The sequence below is a fragment of the Nocardia carnea genome (assembly GCF_029868325.1).
In the GTDB taxonomy this organism is placed as follows: domain Bacteria; phylum Actinomycetota; class Actinomycetes; order Mycobacteriales; family Mycobacteriaceae; genus Nocardia; species Nocardia carnea_C.
In genome coordinates this window covers 1-16438 of the sequence record NZ_JARWNW010000038.1, presented here as the reverse complement: position 1 = coordinate 16438, position 16438 = coordinate 1, and the positions used below count along the sequence as shown (strand labels likewise).

The 16438-nt window shown below is 69.3% G+C and carries 10 protein-coding genes; 2 read left to right on the top strand and 8 right to left on the bottom strand.

Translation table 11 applies throughout. The features are described 5' to 3' along the window. Positions 1-104: 104 nt before the first annotated feature. The 8 genes from QH196_RS01505 to QH196_RS01470 all read right to left on the bottom strand — a co-directional run bounded on the left by QH196_RS01505 (position 105) and on the right by QH196_RS01470 (position 14432). Positions 105-347 (bottom strand): phosphopantetheine-binding protein, encoded by a 243-nt coding sequence (locus QH196_RS01505; RefSeq protein WP_280413931.1) that lies wholly within the window; start codon positions 345-347, stop codon positions 105-107. Between the two features lie 109 nt (positions 348-456). Next, a complete protein-coding gene (locus QH196_RS01500; protein WP_280413933.1) occupies positions 457-1293 on the bottom strand; it encodes a siderophore-interacting protein in 837 nt (278 codons plus the stop codon). After that, complete coding sequence (gene entS, locus QH196_RS01495; RefSeq protein ID WP_280413930.1) at positions 1293-2597, bottom strand: enterobactin transporter EntS; 1305 nt, start codon at positions 2595-2597, stop codon at positions 1293-1295. The genes QH196_RS01500 and entS overlap by 1 nt, the downstream gene beginning before the upstream one ends. Next, a complete protein-coding gene (locus QH196_RS01490; RefSeq protein ID WP_280413929.1) occupies positions 2594-3592 on the bottom strand; it encodes an ABC transporter substrate-binding protein in 999 nt (332 codons plus the stop codon). Before QH196_RS01490 ends, entS begins: the two co-directional genes overlap by 4 nt. Positions 3593-3670: 78 nt before the next feature. Next, complete coding sequence (locus tag QH196_RS01485; protein ID WP_280413928.1) at positions 3671-11308, bottom strand: non-ribosomal peptide synthetase; 7638 nt, start codon at positions 11306-11308, stop codon at positions 3671-3673. A 149-nt stretch (positions 11309-11457) separates the two neighbouring features. Continuing rightward, complete coding sequence (locus QH196_RS01480) at positions 11458-12246, bottom strand: ABC transporter ATP-binding protein (protein ID WP_280413932.1); 789 nt, start codon at positions 12244-12246, stop codon at positions 11458-11460. Positions 12247-12327: 81 nt separating this feature from the next. Further along, positions 12328-13404, bottom strand: coding sequence for a FecCD family ABC transporter permease (locus QH196_RS01475; protein WP_280413927.1), 1077 nt, complete (start codon positions 13402-13404; stop codon positions 12328-12330). A 2-nt stretch (positions 13405-13406) separates the two neighbouring features. Then, on the bottom strand, positions 13407-14432 hold the full coding sequence (locus QH196_RS01470; RefSeq protein ID WP_280413926.1) for a FecCD family ABC transporter permease: 1026 nt from the start codon (positions 14430-14432) through the stop codon (positions 13407-13409). Between the two features lie 497 nt (positions 14433-14929). Between QH196_RS01470 and QH196_RS01465 the strand changes: the two genes are divergently transcribed. Both QH196_RS01465 and QH196_RS01460 read left to right on the top strand, forming a co-directional pair. Further along, on the top strand, positions 14930-15577 hold the full coding sequence (locus QH196_RS01465) for an MspA family porin (RefSeq protein ID WP_280413925.1): 648 nt from the start codon (positions 14930-14932) through the stop codon (positions 15575-15577). Between the two features lie 66 nt (positions 15578-15643). Then, positions 15644-16306, top strand: a complete 663-nt coding sequence (locus QH196_RS01460) for an MspA family porin (RefSeq protein WP_280413924.1) — start codon at positions 15644-15646, stop codon at positions 16304-16306. The last annotated feature ends 132 nt before the right edge of the window (positions 16307-16438 follow it).

Sequence of the window (16438 nt, the reverse complement as noted above, 5' to 3'; positions counted from 1 at the left end):
CCCCCCCCCCCCCCCCCCCCCCCCCCCCCCCCCCCCCCCCCCCCCCCCCCCCCCCCCCCCCCCCCCCCCCCCCCCCCCCCCCCCCCCCCCCCCCCCCCGCCCGGTCACGGGCACAGCACCTCCAGCCAGGACTCCAATACGGGGTCCCCGGCCAGCATCATCGGGTCGACGGTCTCATGACCCTCCGACCGCCATTTCTCCACCAGCTGCATGATGCGCACCGAATCCAGCCCGGCGTCGAGCAGATTCGTATCGGTGGACAGTTCCGCGGCCGGTACGCCCATCACTTCGGCGACATCCTGGATGAAGCGGTCGCGCCCGGTCACGGCCGCTGCGTCGTTCGTCATGCTGTGTCCTTTCGACATCATCGGGGTCCTTTCGACATCATCGGAAGCGCTGCGTAGTTACGCTGCGCTACCTCCCCCGCGCTCGACCCGATCGTGTCGGGTCCTCCTCTTATTCTTCGCCGTCGAAATTCGCGATCCCGTGTTTCCAATAGCCCGCGATCAGGCAGTCCTTCGACCCGACACCGAGTTCGCTGCGCACCCATTTGCGGATCGGGCGCAGCTGCCCGGCCTCACCGGCCACCCACGCGTACACGTTCTGCCCGTCGGGCACGGTGACCGTGCGGATCGCCTTCTCCAGCAGGTCCCCGGTGCCCGGCGCAGCCTCGCCCCGGTGCAGCCACTGGATCTCGAATCCGGCCGGCGCATCGATCTCGATCTCCTCGCTCGCGTCGGTGACCTCGACGAACACCCAGCCCTTGGTCTCGCGCGGCAGCCGTTCCAGCCAGCGGGCCATCGCGGGCAGCGCGGTGATATCCCCGGCGAACAGGTAGTTGTCGTAGCTTTCCGGCACCACTACACCGCCGGGCGGGCCGGCGATATGGATCCGGCCCCCCGGTTCGGCGGCCAGCGCCCAGTCCGAGGCGAGCCCGCCGGGGTGCAGCGCGAATTCGATATCGAGTTCGCCCGCATCGGCGTCGTAGCGGCGCACCGTGTACTCCCGCGAGATCGGCCGCGGTGCGGGCCATTCCAGCGAAAGACCGTCTTTCACCGGCAGGCGCAGGGTGCCGTCGGTGTCCGGGAAGACCACGCGGACGTGTTCGTCGGGCACATAGCTGTGGAATCCGGCGAGCTCCGGACCGCCGAAGGTGACCCGGAGCAGACCCGCACCCACCTGTTGCGTGCGGAGCACCTCGAGTTCCCGCAATTCGATCGGATAACCGACCTTGGCCCCGTGCGACCCGGCCATCACCTCGGCGATCCGCTCACGGTAGGCACCGCGATCCATCACACACCGTCCTTTCCTTTGTCCGCGATTCCGGTGGGCTCCACCGGCGGTTTCACCGATGGCCCGGCGGGTTTGCCGGGAGCGGTGAGCCGGGCCAGCGGCACCAGGAACACCATGGTGGGTACGAGCAGTACGAGCACGGCACCGCCGTAGACCACCAGGGCGGCACCCGGTTCCACCAGGCCGCCGATCACACCGGCCGCCATCGACCCGAGCGCTGTTCCGGTAACCGATTGCACCAGTTGCAGACTCGACAACCGGCCGCGCATATCCTCCGGCGAATGCTGCTGCAGTACCGCGTACCGCAGGATGTTGTTCACGGCCCGGGCGATACCGAACGCGGCCAGGCCCAGGAAACTCCACGCCACCTGCGGCCAGACACCGGCCATGATCAGGCCCACCGGCATGAGCGCCAGCGAGACCAGCAGGGCCAGACCGTTGTGGCGGGAGCGGCCGATCCAGCCGCTGGTCAGCGACCCGAGTACCGCACCCGCACCGGGCGCGGCGTAGAGCAGGCCCAGCGTCGCCGGACCGGCATTCAGCGCCTGATCCGAGAACGCCGGAAGCAACACCAGCGGTCCGCTCACGAGCATGGCGAGCAGACCGCTCACCAGTACCGCGCGGATCACGCGGTGGCGCATCGCGAAACCGATCCCCTGCCCCATTTCCACCAGCGGATTGCGCAGATCTCGCGCCGGTGGCGGGGCGGCGCCGATGGCCCGGATCAGGCCCACGGTGGCCGCGGTCGCCGCCGCGGCGGCGAAAAACGCGAAAGGGACCCCGATCTGGGCGATCAGCACACCGGCAATGGCCGGGGTGATCATGGTGCCCAGATCCGAGGTCAGGGTGATCAATGCGCCCGCCGCCGGCATCTTCGCGCGCTCGACCAGCATCGGCACCAGCGCCATCATGGCCGAACCGCTCACCCCGCCCGCCAGGCCGTCCACGACGGCGGCGGCGTAGATCACCGCCAGTGTGGGACTGGCCAGGATCGCGTTGAGGCCCAGAGCCAGGAACGCCAGCCCCGCCGCGGTCCGCGACCACTGCATCACCGTGCGCCGGTCGAACCGGTCGGCGATCACCCCGCCGCCCAGGCTTCCGGCGAACAGGGCGACCGCCATGGTCGTCGACACTCCGGCCACGTGCAGGCTCGACCCGGTGAGCTCGTAGACCTGCACCGGCAGGGCCACCATCAGCAGCCCGATGCCGAGTACGGAGATCAGCCGCGCGCCGAAGGCACAGCGGAACCGCCGGCTCTCCCGCAACGGGGAGATATCGATGAGGAGGCCGGCGGTGGCACTCACTTGAACTGCTCCTGGATCAGGTCGAGGGTGTTCATCACGCCGCGGTAGTCCGGCCGGTAGCTGGTAGCCGGCAGTTCGTAGACCTTCTTGTCCTTGAACGCGGGCAGCTGCGCGAACATCGGATCCTCGGCCAGATCGGCCGCACTCTTGGCACCGCTGAGCGGAACCACGATCACCACGGGCTGGTCGACGACCTTGGTCAGCAGTTCGGGGCTGAAGTTGAACCAGTCGGCCGAGGGGTTGATCTCCGGGTTACCGGCCTTGGCGACAACCTGCTCGTCGGCCTTGAAGCCCAGCTCGGCCAGCAGCGTCGGCAGCGCGGCGTTCGGCAGGATCATCTTCGGCTTGCCGTCGGCGGCGGACTGGAAGTAGCCGATCTGCTGCTCGGGCGCCTTCACGGTTTCGGCGACCTGCTTGAGCTTGTCGTCGTAGGCGGTGATCAGCTCGTTCACCTTGTCGCCCTTGTTGACCACATCGGCCAGCAGCTTCAACTGCCCCTGCCAGTCGGTGACATCACCGGGCACCAGCACGGTCGGCGCAATGGCACTGAGCTGGTCGTAGGCGTCCACGGACTGTTTGGCCGGGAAACCCTGGCCGCCGCCGATGATCAGATCGGGCTGCATCGAGGCGACGAACTCAACGTTCACGGTCTGCCCGATCGGCACGACCTGGGTGCCCTGTTCGGTCGCGTCATCCGCCCACGTCGGGGGGAACTTTCCGCTGCGGTCGGTGACGCCGAGAACCCGGGTATCCGCCGCGGCCACCGGCACATCGAGGTCGTAGAGGTAGCCGGCGAGGGCGCCGTTGAGCACCACGACCCGCTGCGGGTCGGCCGGCACCTCGACGGCGCCCTTCTCGGTCTGGATCGGCCGGGTCCCGGCTTCGGCGGCAGGCTCGGCATCGGAGCTACAGCCCGCGACCGCGACGACCGCGACGAACAGGCCGACTACAGCACGTAGCCAGGCCGCGAAGCGGCTGTGGGATAACAGCGACATAGGTGTTTCACTTTCTTTCTCGAACTACCGGGGCACCGGATGGTGCCGCGGCAGAGTCTCTGGGGCCGGGCCGCACGGTCACGTCCGCAACGCCGGGTCGGTATCGAGCAGCGCGGCAACCTCGGCCCAGCCGTCGTCGGCGACGATCCCGAAATGGGTGTAGGGCAGGCGGCGCGGAATTATCCTGGCGCCGGCCGCCCGCCAGCCGGCCAGCTGGGCGGCGACGCGCGGGGCGTCCCGCTCCTCGCCGGGGTCGGCGGCGTAGAGCGCCATCGGGCCGGAGTATCGCGGTGCCGCCGATTTCGTGACCATCCGGAGCAGTTCGCCCGCGGCACCGCGGATGAGCGCGGCGAGATCCGGGGCGTCGTCGGGCAGTTCCGGCAGCAACCGGTCCAGCCGGGCCGGATCGGCCAGCGCCCCGGCGGCCTGTTCGGCGAGGTTCGCGAGCGGATGCGAATCGACCAGGCCCACGAACGCGACCTCCGCACCGGCCGCGGTGAGCGCGGCCGCCATGGCGTGCACGATATTGCCGCCGAGCGAATAGCCCAGCAGGTGATACGGGCCCTCCGGCTGGATTTCGCGCACTGTTTCCAGATAGCGGGCGGCCAGTTCGTCGATGCTCGCGGCCCCGGAATCCACACCGCGCAGGGCGGGTAATTGCAGGCCGATCAGCGACCGGTCGGCGCGCAGCCGCCGGGCCAGCGGGGCGAACTGCCAGGCGGTTCCGCCCACCGGATGCACACAGAACAGCGGCTCGGCCGCGCCGCGGTCGCGTAACCGCAGCACATGGTCGAGGCGCCGGCCCAGCATGGCGATCTCCTCGGACACCGTCTCCGGGATCACCGTCTCCGTCACAGCCGTCCCAGCCGCAGCCGTCCCCGTCGGAGCCGTCCCCGTCGCAACGGTCCCCGGCGCGGCTTTACTGGACAATGCGGCATCCGAGACGACGGAACCCCCATCGGCGGAGTCGTTTCCGCCGGCCGCTGCCACGCCCTCGATACGTGCCGTGAGGGCGCGGACGGTCGGCGCCTCGAAAACGTCGTCGACCACAACCGCATATCCGGCACGGCGCAACCGCCCGACCAACCGCACTGCGGTAAGGGAATGACCACCGGCGGCGAAGAAATCATCGTCCGGCCCGATCGCCGCGATACCCAGCACCGCGGCCATGGCCGCGGTAACCGCGCCGGCCACTCCTGGAACGCCCGCGGGCCCGCCGGGTATCGCCGTCAGCGCGCCGGAGGCCGCGGTCTGCACACCCGGCGCCACGGCCGCCACATTTGAAACGGCCGGGCCGCCCACAGGCGATACATTCGAAGCCACGGTCGGCGCGCCGGGAGCCGCCGCCGCAGATACATCCGAACCCGCCGTCTGCATACCCGAGGCCGGTCCCGGTACGCCCGGAGCAGCAGCCGAGCTCGCGATCGGAACGCCGGAAGCACCAGCCGGTGCGTCGGAAACACCGGCCGGGCCCGCGACCGGAACGTCAGAAACACCAGCAGGGCTCGCGGCCGGAACGGTGGAAGCGGCACCGGCAGGGGTCGCGACCGGCGCGTCAAAAACACCAGCTGGGGTCGGGTTCGCCGCGCCAGAAGCCGCAATCGAGCTTGCGGCCGGTACGCCGGAAGTGACAGCCGGGGTCATGACCGGGCCGGCTGCGGCCACATCCACCGGGTACTCCGGGACGGGCAGCGCCTTGCGGTCCAGTTTGTCGCTGATGGTCATCGGGATCTCGTCGAGCTCCACGAACGCTGCGGGAATCATGTAGGAGGGCAGCACGTTCCGGAGCGCGGCCCGCAGTTCCTCGGTATCGACGGTGGCGCCGGAGCGGGCGCGGAGGTAGGCGACCAGGCGTTGGTCGCCGGGAATATCCTCGCGCAGGATCACTGCGGCCTGAGCGATCTCGGGACGGCGCAGGACTGCCGATTCGATATCGCCGAGTTCGATCCGCTGGCCGCGCAGTTTCACCTGGCTGTCGGTGCGGCCGATGTAGTCGAGTTCGCCGTCGCCACCCCAGCGCACCAGATCTCCGGTGCGGTACATGAGTTCACCGCTGCAGGCGGGGTCGGCGACGAAGGTGTACGCCGTGCGCGCCGGTTCGTGCAGGTAGCCGCGGGCGAGTTGCACACCGGTGAGGTAGAGCTCGCCGACCGTGCCGAACGGTACCGGCCGCAGCTTCTCGTCCAGCACCCGCACTCCGGCGCCACCGGGCGGGCGGCCGATGGGGACCGTCTCCAGATCGGTGTCGTCGGTGACGTGATAGGTGATGCAGACCGCGGCCTCGGTGGGACCGTAGAGGTTGTTCACCTTGGTACCGGTGACTTCCCGGAAGCGTTGCGCGGTGGCCGGGGGTAGTGGTTCGCCGCCGGTGAATACGCAACGTAGCGCGGAACATCCGGTGAGGTCGCTTTCCTCGGCCATGGTGGTGAGCATGGAGGAGGTCATCTGCACGGCGGTGACCTGCTCGCCGGCCATGAGTTCGGCCTGGTAGTAGGGGTCGCGGTGGCCGTTGGGCCGAGCGACCACGATCCGGGCGCCCACCAGTAGCGGCAGGTAGATCTCCAGCAGCGAGGCGTCGAAGGTGGCCGGGGTGCGGTACAGCATCGTGTCACCCCGCCCGAACCGGTGCTGTTCCTGCAGCCAGGCGAAGGTGTTGACGATGGCCGCATGGCTCACCGATACGCCCTTCGGCACACCGGTGGACCCGGAGGTGAACAGCAGATAGGCGGCGTTGTCCGGGCGCAGCGGCGCGAGCCGGTCCGCGTCGGTGAGCGCACCCGCCGCGAAAACGGTGAGGTCGAGGGCGTCGGTCGCGGCGACAGGTGCCCGCCCGGTCGCGAAATCGTCGGTGCTCGTGGTGAGGACCAGCGCCGGAGCCGCGGTCGCGAGAATCGTGTCCAGCCGTTCGGCGGGCTGCCCCGGGTCCACCGGAAGGTAGACCCCACCGGCGCGACTGATCGCGTGGGCGGCGACAACGGCCTCGCCGCAGCGCCGCATCGCGACCACCACCACCGTCTCCGGGCCGATCCGCTGGGAAATCAGCCAACGGGCCAGGCGATCGGCGCGTTCGCCGAACTCGCGGTAGGAAATGGTGATCCCCTCGGCGGTGAGCGCCGGGGCGGCGGGATCGATCTCCGTGTGCGACGTCCAATCGGCCAGCGTCGCACCGTGACTGTCCGGATGCCGGGTGCCGTCGAGCACCGCGCCCACGGTGGCCGACGGATCGCCGGCCAGCGCGGTGAGCACGGCACCCAGCCGCGCCGCCATCCGCTGTCCGTGCGTTTCCTCGATCGCGCCGGGCGCGTAGTGCAGCATGAGCCGGAACCGGTCGCCGGGCAGCGCCGTCACGGTCACCGGATAGTGGGTGAGGCTGTGCACGGCGACGTCGGCGACGCCTACCTCGTGCGTTTCCTTCGGCGCCACCCCGGTTTTGGGGAAGTTCTCGTAGACGACGAGCGTATCGAAGAGCCGCCCGACCCCCGCGGCACGTTCCACGGTCGCCAGGCCCAGATAGCCCTGGTTCTGCAGCTCCAGTGTGGTCCGCTGGAAGTCGGCGAACTGCTCGGTCACCGGCCGCCCGGTATCCAGGGTCATCCGCACCGGAACCGTATTGCTGAACAACCCGACCATGCCGCCCACCCCGGGCAGCTCGGCGGGCCGGCCCGACACCACCGCACCGAACACCACATCGGTCCGGCCGAGCTGTTCGGCCAGCACCATCGACCAGGCGCCCTGCAGCAGGGTGTTCATCGTGAGCCCGTGGGCCCGGCCGACGGATTCGAGCGCGGCTGCAGTGTCTTCGGCGAGCGGTACCGGCAAGCCGATCGCGGCCGAACGCGGTCCGGGTGCACCGATCAGGCTGGGTGCCTCCAGCCCCGCCAGATAATCGCCCCAGCGGCGGGTCTCCGCGACCGTATCGCGGGCGGCGAGCCACGCCAGGTAGCTGCCGTAATAGCCGGGTTCGGGCAGTTCCTCACCGTGATAGCGGGCGAGCATCTCGCGCAGCACGATCGGGATCGACCAGCCGTCGGCCAGCAGATGGTGGGCAGTGAGCACCAGCCGGTGCACGGTATCGGAGAGCCGGATCAGCAGTGCGCGCAGCAGCGGCGGATCGCCGATATCGAACAGTTCCGCGCCCGCGGCCTGCTCCAGTGCCAGCGCGTGGTCCGCGGCGTCCGGCCGATCGCGCAGATCCTCGACCCGCCACGCGACCCGCGGATTGCGCGGGATCACCTGGATCGGCTGATCGACCTGCTCGTAGTGGAACGCGGCACCGAGGTTCGGGTGCCGGTGCAGTACTTCGGTGAACGCGGCCGCCAGCCGGTCGGGGTCCACCGGGCCGGACAGTACGAAACGTGCCGTCAGTGTGTAGACATCGGCGGCGCCGTCGCGCAGCGCATGGAACAGCAACCCTTCCTGCAGCGGTGACAGCGGCAGCACATCGGCAACCGGCCCGTGCACGGCGGCGAGTTCCGCAAGCCCCTGCGGCGGTAGCGCGATCGTGACGGATTCCGCGCGCGGCACCGGCGCCGGGCCGGTATCCGCCGAAACCGCCACAGGTTCGGCCGCGGCCGCCAGATCGGCGAGACCCCGGCGGGTCAGCAGATCCTGCGGTGCCAGGACGAAACCGCGCTCGCGCAGTTTCGCGCAGACACCGATCGCGGTGATGCTGTCGCCGCCGGCGCCGAAGAAATCGTCGTCGATATCGACGGTCTCGCTGTCGCGGCCGAGCAGTTCGGCCACCACCTCGGCGATCGCCTGCTCGGCCGGTGTCGCCGGCGCCCGCCCACCGGTGGTTTCCACCGGATCGGGTAGCGCCGGCCGGTCCACCTTGCCGTTGACCGTCCACGGGAGTTCGCCGAGCACCACGATCCTGGTGGGGACCATGGGGTCGGGTAGCGAATCGGCCAGCCGGTTGCGCAGCCGGGCGCCCAGATCCGCGGCGTCACGTACCTGCGCCGCGGCCGCGCCGGTGGCGACCACGTAACCGATCAGGCTCGGCCGTCCCGCGAGCTCGCGAATATCCGCGGCCGCCGCGACGACCTCGGGCAGCCCGCTCAAGGCGGCTTCCACCTCACCGATTTCGATCCGGTGCCCGCGGATCTTGATCTGCGCGTCCGCCCGGCCCGCATAGAAGTAGCCCTGTCCCGGTATCCAGCGCGCCAGATCGCCGGTGCGGTACATCCGGGCGCCCGGCGGCCCGAACGGGTCGGCCACGAAACGGTCCGCGCTCGGCCCGGGCCGGCCCAGATAACCCTGCGCGATCCCGGCCCCCGCCAGGTACAGCTCGCCGGGCTGCCCGTCCGCGACCACCTGTAAACCGTTGTCCAGCAGATAGGCCCGCACACCGGGCAGCGGCACACCGATATGCGGATCGGTGCCACGCACGGGTGCGCCGATGGCGTCCACCGTGGCCTCGGTGGGCCCGTAGAGGTTGACCGCGGTGATCCCGGCGGTTTGCACCTGCTGCCAGAGGTCCGGCGGGCAGGCCTCACCGCCGAGGACCAGCAGCCGCGGCGGCACCTCGGCCAGCCCGTGCGCGAACAGGGCGGCGGTCAGCGTGGGGGTGCCGTCGGCGACGTCGATCCCGTCGGCGCCGAAAGCGGCCACCAGCGCGGCAGGGTCGCGGCGGACCACGCTGTCGTACAGGTGGATCCGGTGCCCGTCGAGCAGCCACAGCAGCGGGTCGAGTGCGGCGTCGAAGGCGAACGAGGTGGTGTGGGCGATGGCCAGCCGGCGGCCGCCGGCCCGCTCGACGGTTTCGGCGTAGATACCGGACCGATGCCCGGCGACCAGCTGCGCGAGGGCGGTGTGGTCGATCACCACCCCCTTGGGGGTGCCGGTGGATCCGGAGGTGTAGAGCACGTAGGCGGCATGGTCGCCACGGATGGCGGCATCGGCCGGCCGGCCGTCCGGGTAGTCCTGCACCGCCGCGCGAACCTCGTCACCGTCCACGGCGACCGTGCGGCAATCGAGTTCGTTCACCAGCGCGTTGTCGGTGAGGACCAGCACCGGGGAGGAGTCGTCGATCATCGTCTGCAGCCGCGCCGCCGGATGTTCCGGGTCCAGCGGTAGATAGGTCGCGCCGGCCCGCCAGACGGCCAGCAGCGCCACCACCAGATCCGCGGTGCGCGGGAGTGCGACACCCACCCGGTCGCCCGGGCGCACGCCCTGGTCGCGCAGGTACCGGACCAGCCGATACACCTGCGCGCCCAGTTCGGCACCCGTATACCGCCGCGCACCGGCGACCAGCACGGTATCGCCGGCGTATTCGGCGACCATCCGGTCCAGCGCCGCCGGAACCAGCTCGGTTCCGGCGGCGGCCGCCGGCCCGCGACGCTGTGCCAGCAGCCGGGCCCGGTCGTCGCGGTCGAGCAGCTCCAGCGCACCGACCTGCACCTTGTCCAGTTCGGTGAATGCCTCGATGACCCGGACCAGCCCCGCCATGCGGCGATAGGCGGTCTCCGGATCGTTGGTGCGGGCATCGCATTCGAAGTTCAGCAGTACGGATTTATCGGGCAGCGGGGTCGCGACCAGGCCCAGATCTTCCGGCGGCCCGCCCGCCACATTGCGCAGCACGCCCTTGGCGCCGTCGAAGTCGAGCGCGAAATCGAAAACCTTCAGGTTGATCCCGACCCCGTGCAACAGCTCGCCGGCACCGAAACCGCTCAGGTCCCGGGCCAGATCGGCACCGCTGTAGCGCTGGTGTTTACGCATCTCGCGTAGCGATTCCGCGACGCGGACACCCAATTCGCCCACTGTCTCGTGTGCGTGCACGGCCAGCCGCAGCGGCAGCACGTTCACCGCCATCGACGGTGTACTCAGCGCGACCCGCCCGACGCGGCCCATCATCAGCATCGAGAGCACCACATCGGAGGAGCCCAGCTGCCGTTGGATATACGCGGCGTAGCAGGCGATCAGCCCGTCCGCCCAGGTGATCCGGTAGCGCTCGGTGCACTGGCGCAGCCGGTCGAGGGTGGCGACCGGCAGGATCGCCTCGGCACGGATCGTGCGTTCCACCGCGCCGCCGAGCGCGGTGCCGCGCCCGTCCAGCGTGGGCGCGGGGCTGAGATGGTCGCGCCAATATGCCTGGTCGGCGATGAAATGTTCGCTCTCGCGGTAGGCCTGCTCGTCGGCCACCAGTTCGGCGATGGTGCCGAAGGTCGCCTTGGGTGGTTCGGTGCCCCGGCGCAGTGCGGTGTAGTGCGCGGCCACCCGGCGCGACAGCAGCGCCGCACTGTAGCCGTCGACGATCAGGTGGTGATACAGCTGCACACACCACACTTCGCATTCGGTGAGCCGGATCAGCGTGTAGTTGTAGAGCCGCCGATCGACCATCCCCCGGCAGCGCTCGGCGGCCTCGTACCGTTCGAGGGCGACGGCCTCATGGGCCAGGGATACCGGATCGGCGGCGCCCCGCAGATCGATCATCGGGCGCAGGACGGCGGGTTCGTTGCTCACGAATTGCCGGGGCCCGGAATCGGTGTCGCGGAACCGCAGCCGCATGTTCTCGGCTTCGGCGACGGTCGAGGCGATGGCCTCGGCCAGCGCATCGATATCGATCGGCTCCGAGCCCGAGATTTCGAGAACCTCGCCGACCAGGTAGCGGCCGGATTCCGGGTCGAACTGCTGCGCATTCCAGATTCCCAGCTGGGGGCCGGTGAGTGGTAGTCCGGTACCGCTGATCGTCGACGCGTTCTGCACTGCCGCCGGCACGGCAACTCCCTTCGCTGTGAACCACTTTCGCCTGCCGTGCCACCGGTGGGAACACCACGGCACAACACACGACCACAGTTGAGGTTAGCCTAACCTTTACTAAAGTGAAACATCTTGACTGTGGCCTGACTTTGCGCTGGGCCCGGTGATCAGCCCACCCGGACCGCCTTCTCCCCCAGCGGAACCACCAGCGGCGTGCCCGTTTCCGGATCGTCGATCACCCGGCAGCCCAGGTCGAAGACCTTCTGCACCAGTTCCGCGGTGACGATCTCGCGCGGCGGCCCGGCCGCGACCACCGCACCGTCACGCATGGCGATCAGATGATCGGCATAACGGAACGCGTGATTGAGATCGTGCAGCACCGCGACCACCGTCCGGCCGGTATCCCGATTGAGTTCCCGGCACAGGTCGAGCAGCTGGATCTGGTGCGCGATATCGAGGAAGGTGGTGGGCTCGTCGAGCAGCACGATCGGCGTCTCCTGGGCCAGCACCATCGCGATCCACACCCGCTGCCGCTGCCCGCCGGACAATTCGTCGACCAGCCGCCCGGACAGATCGGTCACCCCGGTGGCGGCCATCGCCGCGGCCACCGCCTCCTCGTCGTGGCGCGACCACTGCCGGACCAGCGACTGGTGCGGATACCGGCCGCGAGCCACCAGATCGGCGACCCGGATCCCCTCCGGCGCGGTCGAACTCTGCGGCAGCAACCCGATGCGGCGGGCCACCTCTTTCGCCGGATAGGAACCGATCGCCTTACCGTCCAGCAGTACCGCGCCGGATTCGGGCGCCAGCAGCCGCGACAACGCCCGCAACAGCGTCGATTTACCGCAGGCGTTCGGCCCGATGATGGCAGTGAAAGTGCCGTCGGGGATATCGACGGTGAGCTCGTCGCTGATCACCCGGTTGCGGTAGCCCAGCCGCAGCCGATCGGCCCGCAACCGGGCATCGGAGGCGGCGGGCGGTGTGACGGCCTGCTGCGCAGATTCGCTGCGCTCGAGTTTTTCGTCCACGAAGATTCCTCAGTTCCGTCGAGCCTCGACCACCAGCAGATAAGCCAGGTACGCACCACCGACCGACGCCGTCACCACACCGACCGGCACGGAGGTCGGCGCGAATACCCGGCGAGAGATCCAATCACAAACCGCCAGCAGCAACGCCCCCATCGCCGCCGCCGGAAGCAGCGCCGTGGTCGGCGTCCGGGCCAACCGGCGGCCCAGCTGCGGGGCCGCCAGCGCCACGAAGGCGATCGGTCCCGCGACGGCCGTACCGACAGCGGTGAACGCGACACTGAGGATGGTGAGCAGCAACCGCGCCCGGCCCACCCGGACCCCCAGCGCCTGTGCCGCATCGTCCCCCAGTTCCAGAATCGGCAACTGATGCGCCGCGGGCACCACCGCGACAGCGAGCACGGCCAGCACCACCAGCGCCGGCGTGATCTCGGCCCAGGTCAGCCCGTCCAGCGTGCCCACCCCCCAGGCCGCGGCCGACATGGCGGTATCGAGGTCGGCGCGCAGGATGAGCCAGGTATTGGCCGCGGCCAGCATCGAGCCGATGCCGATACCGACGATCACCAGCCGGAATCCCTTGATGTTCTGCCGGAAGGCGAGCAGGAAGATCGCCAGCGCGGTGACCAGCCCGCCGCCGATCGCACCGGCCGCGGTGGCGTAGTACCCGCCACCGGCCAGGATGACCAGCAGTGCGCCCGTGTAGGCACCGTTGTTGAACCCGACGATATCGGGGCTGCCCAGCGGGTTTCGGGTCACCGACTGCAGGATCGCGCCGCTGATTCCGAGCGCCGCGCCGAGCACCAGCGCCATCAGTACCCGCGGGAACCGCCACTCCAGCACCACGAGTTCGTCGGTGCCGACCCCGCTGCCCAGCAGCGCTCGCAGCACCCGGTCGGGCGGGATATCGAAATCCCCGGTGCCCAGTGCCAGTAGCGAGACGACGCAGGCGGCGACGAGCAACACCGCCGACACCACCACGCTGCGCACGCCGAACCGGGCCGTGAGGCGGCGCAGCCGCAGCACGCGGACCGTGCGGCCGAACTCGATATTCGCCACGGCGCCGATCCGCGGTTTTTCACGCAGAGTCACGACTACCTCATCTCCGAACGACGGGCGAGCCAGATGAGTACCGGCGCACCCAGGAAGGCCGTGACCACACCCGCCGCGATCTCGTCCGGCGGAATGGCGATCCGGCCGAGGACATCGGCGAAGAGCACCAGCGTCGGCGCGAGGAGCAGCGAATAGGCGACGATCCAGCGATAGTCGGGTCCGACGATCCAGCGGGCGATATGCGGTACCGCCAGGCCGACGAAGGTGATCGGCCCGACCGCCGCGGTCGCCGTACCACACAGCAGGATCAGCGCCAGGGCGGTGAACGCGCGGGTCCGTGTCACATGTACGCCGAGCGCGCGCGCCATATCGTCGCCGAGTGCCACGGCGTTGAGCGAGCGGGCGGCGACGGCGGCGAACACGATCCCGATGAGGATGAAGGGGGTCGCGCCGGCGAGGACGTCGTAGCCGCGGCCGGTCAGCGCACCGGCGTCCCACTGCCGCATCTCTTCGAAGGCGCTCGAATTCAGCAGGATCAACCCCTTGGTGATACCGGTGAGCACGGCTGTCACCGCGACACCGGCCAGGGTGAGGCGAATCGGGTCGGTGCCACCGCGACCGACGGTCCCCAGCCGGTACACCACCACCGACACTACCGCCGCGCCGGCGAATCCGAACCACACGTAGGAGGCGATACCACTGGCGCCCAGATACGCCACCGCGACCGCGATCGCGAAGGCCGCACCCGCATTGATCCCGAGCAGTCCGGGGTCGGCCAGCGGGTTGCGCGTCAGCCCCTGCATGAGGCATCCGGCGATCCCGAGCGCACTACCCGCGAGCAGGCCCAACAGGGTGCGTGGCAGGCGGTATTCGCTGATGATCAGGTCGTCCGGCGAGCCGCCGGGCCGCCACAGCGCAGTAATGATCTCCGTGATCGGAATATGCTTGACCCCCACCACAAGGCTGAGTACGCAGGCAAGTATCAGAAAGGCGGCGGCAAGAAACCAGCCCATCCACCTGCGGACCGAGACCCGGGTGTGGTATTCATAGGACGAACCGGCCGTCATGACGCGGTGCTACAGGAACTGTGCATCGAACCCGTCCCTTCCCGGCGTATATGAGATACGTCACGGTCATAGCTCACAAATTTTGTTAACCAACCTTTATAGTGAGCGCAGGCTAACCTAACCTGAACAGGCTTAGCAACAGACTGTGCCGAGGAGCGAAAGGATGACGGGATGCACTCCGCTGCCGGCTGTATCGCCTCCCCATCCGCTCCGTCCCGGCGCGTGACCACCGGCCACACCTGGCCGGGTTGTCAGAGATACACAGGGATGAGGGAATTGATGGCGCAGTATTTCGTCACCTGATCGCCCAGGCTGAGACGATCCGAACCGCCGGTGGGCATTCCGTACCCACCGGATTTCACCTGCGAGTGCGCAGCAACCGGACATGACCCGCGTTTTCGCGTGTCCCCGATCCGGTATTCCGTGCTGCCGCTTTCGCCGGCTCCCGCGGCTACGACCGCATCCGGCGACATTCGCTAGACCATGAGGGACACACGATGAACATCAAAGGGATTGCTGCCGGCGCGGCGATGACAGCGGCAGCGGTACTCGGCGTTGCCGGTGGAACGGCAACCGCGGACACCTTCGTGCCGCTGCCGGGCGGCGAGAAGGCCGGCCCGAACGGGAAGGTTGCCCGCGTCAACGAGAGCGCGCTGATCTCGCCGTCCATGTCGGCCAACGGCGCGGGCCGGGTCGCCTGGGTGAGCGGGCAGATTCACGCGGACGTCACGCAGACCCCCGAAGGCGACCCGGGACCGTGGAAGGGCCCGACCAACGCGCCGGGTACCAACAACTCCTCCACCCACGGCTCCTCGCGGCTGAGCACCGGCTACATCGTCGGCTGCCAGGTCAGCATCGCCGAGAACGCCTTCCAGGCCGGTATCGGTGGCACCCTGAGCACCTCGACCCTGGGTGGCAGCGGATCCCTGAGTGTGAAGCTCGGTCCGGGCGAAGTGAAGTTCGTCCACATCGAGGGCGTCGACATCAAGAAGCCCGGCCCTTACTGGATCGACTACAAGGATGTCGAGATGAACATCGAGGGCTGCGGCGGCTTCGCCCAGGCCCGGTCCTACACGGTTCTCGAAATCATCGGTGACCACTACTCCAAGTCCACCCTGTACGGAGCCCCGTTCAGCATCGGCTGACGCTCGTCACCACTGGTCGATCACTCCGTCGCTGAACGGAATATCTCTTCCGAGAGGGAAAATCTCATGTCTGTAGTGAAGAAGAGCGCCGTGCGCATCGCGAGCGTCGCTGCCGCGGCCGCCGCCGCTGTCGGTCTGTTCTCGACCGGCGCCGCCAACGCCGATACGTTCGTGCCGCTGCCCGGCGCCGAACTGCACCACACCCTGCCCAACGGGCTGGGGGTCACCGCCCGGATCGCCCACGAATCCGCGCTGATCAACCCCTCGATGGGTTCCACTCCGCTGCACCGCAACGCCTGGGTCTCGGCCAGCGCGCAGGTCGAGGTGCACGGTAAGCACAACGGCACCAAGATCACCCCGGGTTATGTCGTGGGCTGCCAGGTCGATATCAGCGGCGGTGGCGCCAACGGCGGTGCCGACGCGTCCACCAACGGGGATACCGTCACGGGCAAACTCAGCACCGGCGGCAACCTCACCCTGGGCCCCGGCCAGGCCACCTCGTTCCTGCTGCTCGATATCGAGAAGCCGGACGTGTACGGCAACGAAGGCCATACGTTCGCCACCAAGTTCACCGGCCCCAGCGGCTCGGTGACCTGGTCCGACAGCACCATCGCCCTCAACGGATGCGGTGGTTACGCTCAGGCCCGCTCGTTCGTGCGAGTCGAGGTGGCCACCGATAACGGCACCTCCGAGTTCCGTGTCTGGGGCCAGCCCTTCAGCCTCGGCTGATCGAGCACGGTCCGCAGAATCGACGTAGCCCCCCCCACACCCGCCCGGGCGGAGGGGGGGAGCCCCCGGCGGGGGGGGGGGAAGCACCCCCCCCCCCCCGGGAACACCCCCCCCCCGCGGCCCGCCCCCCCG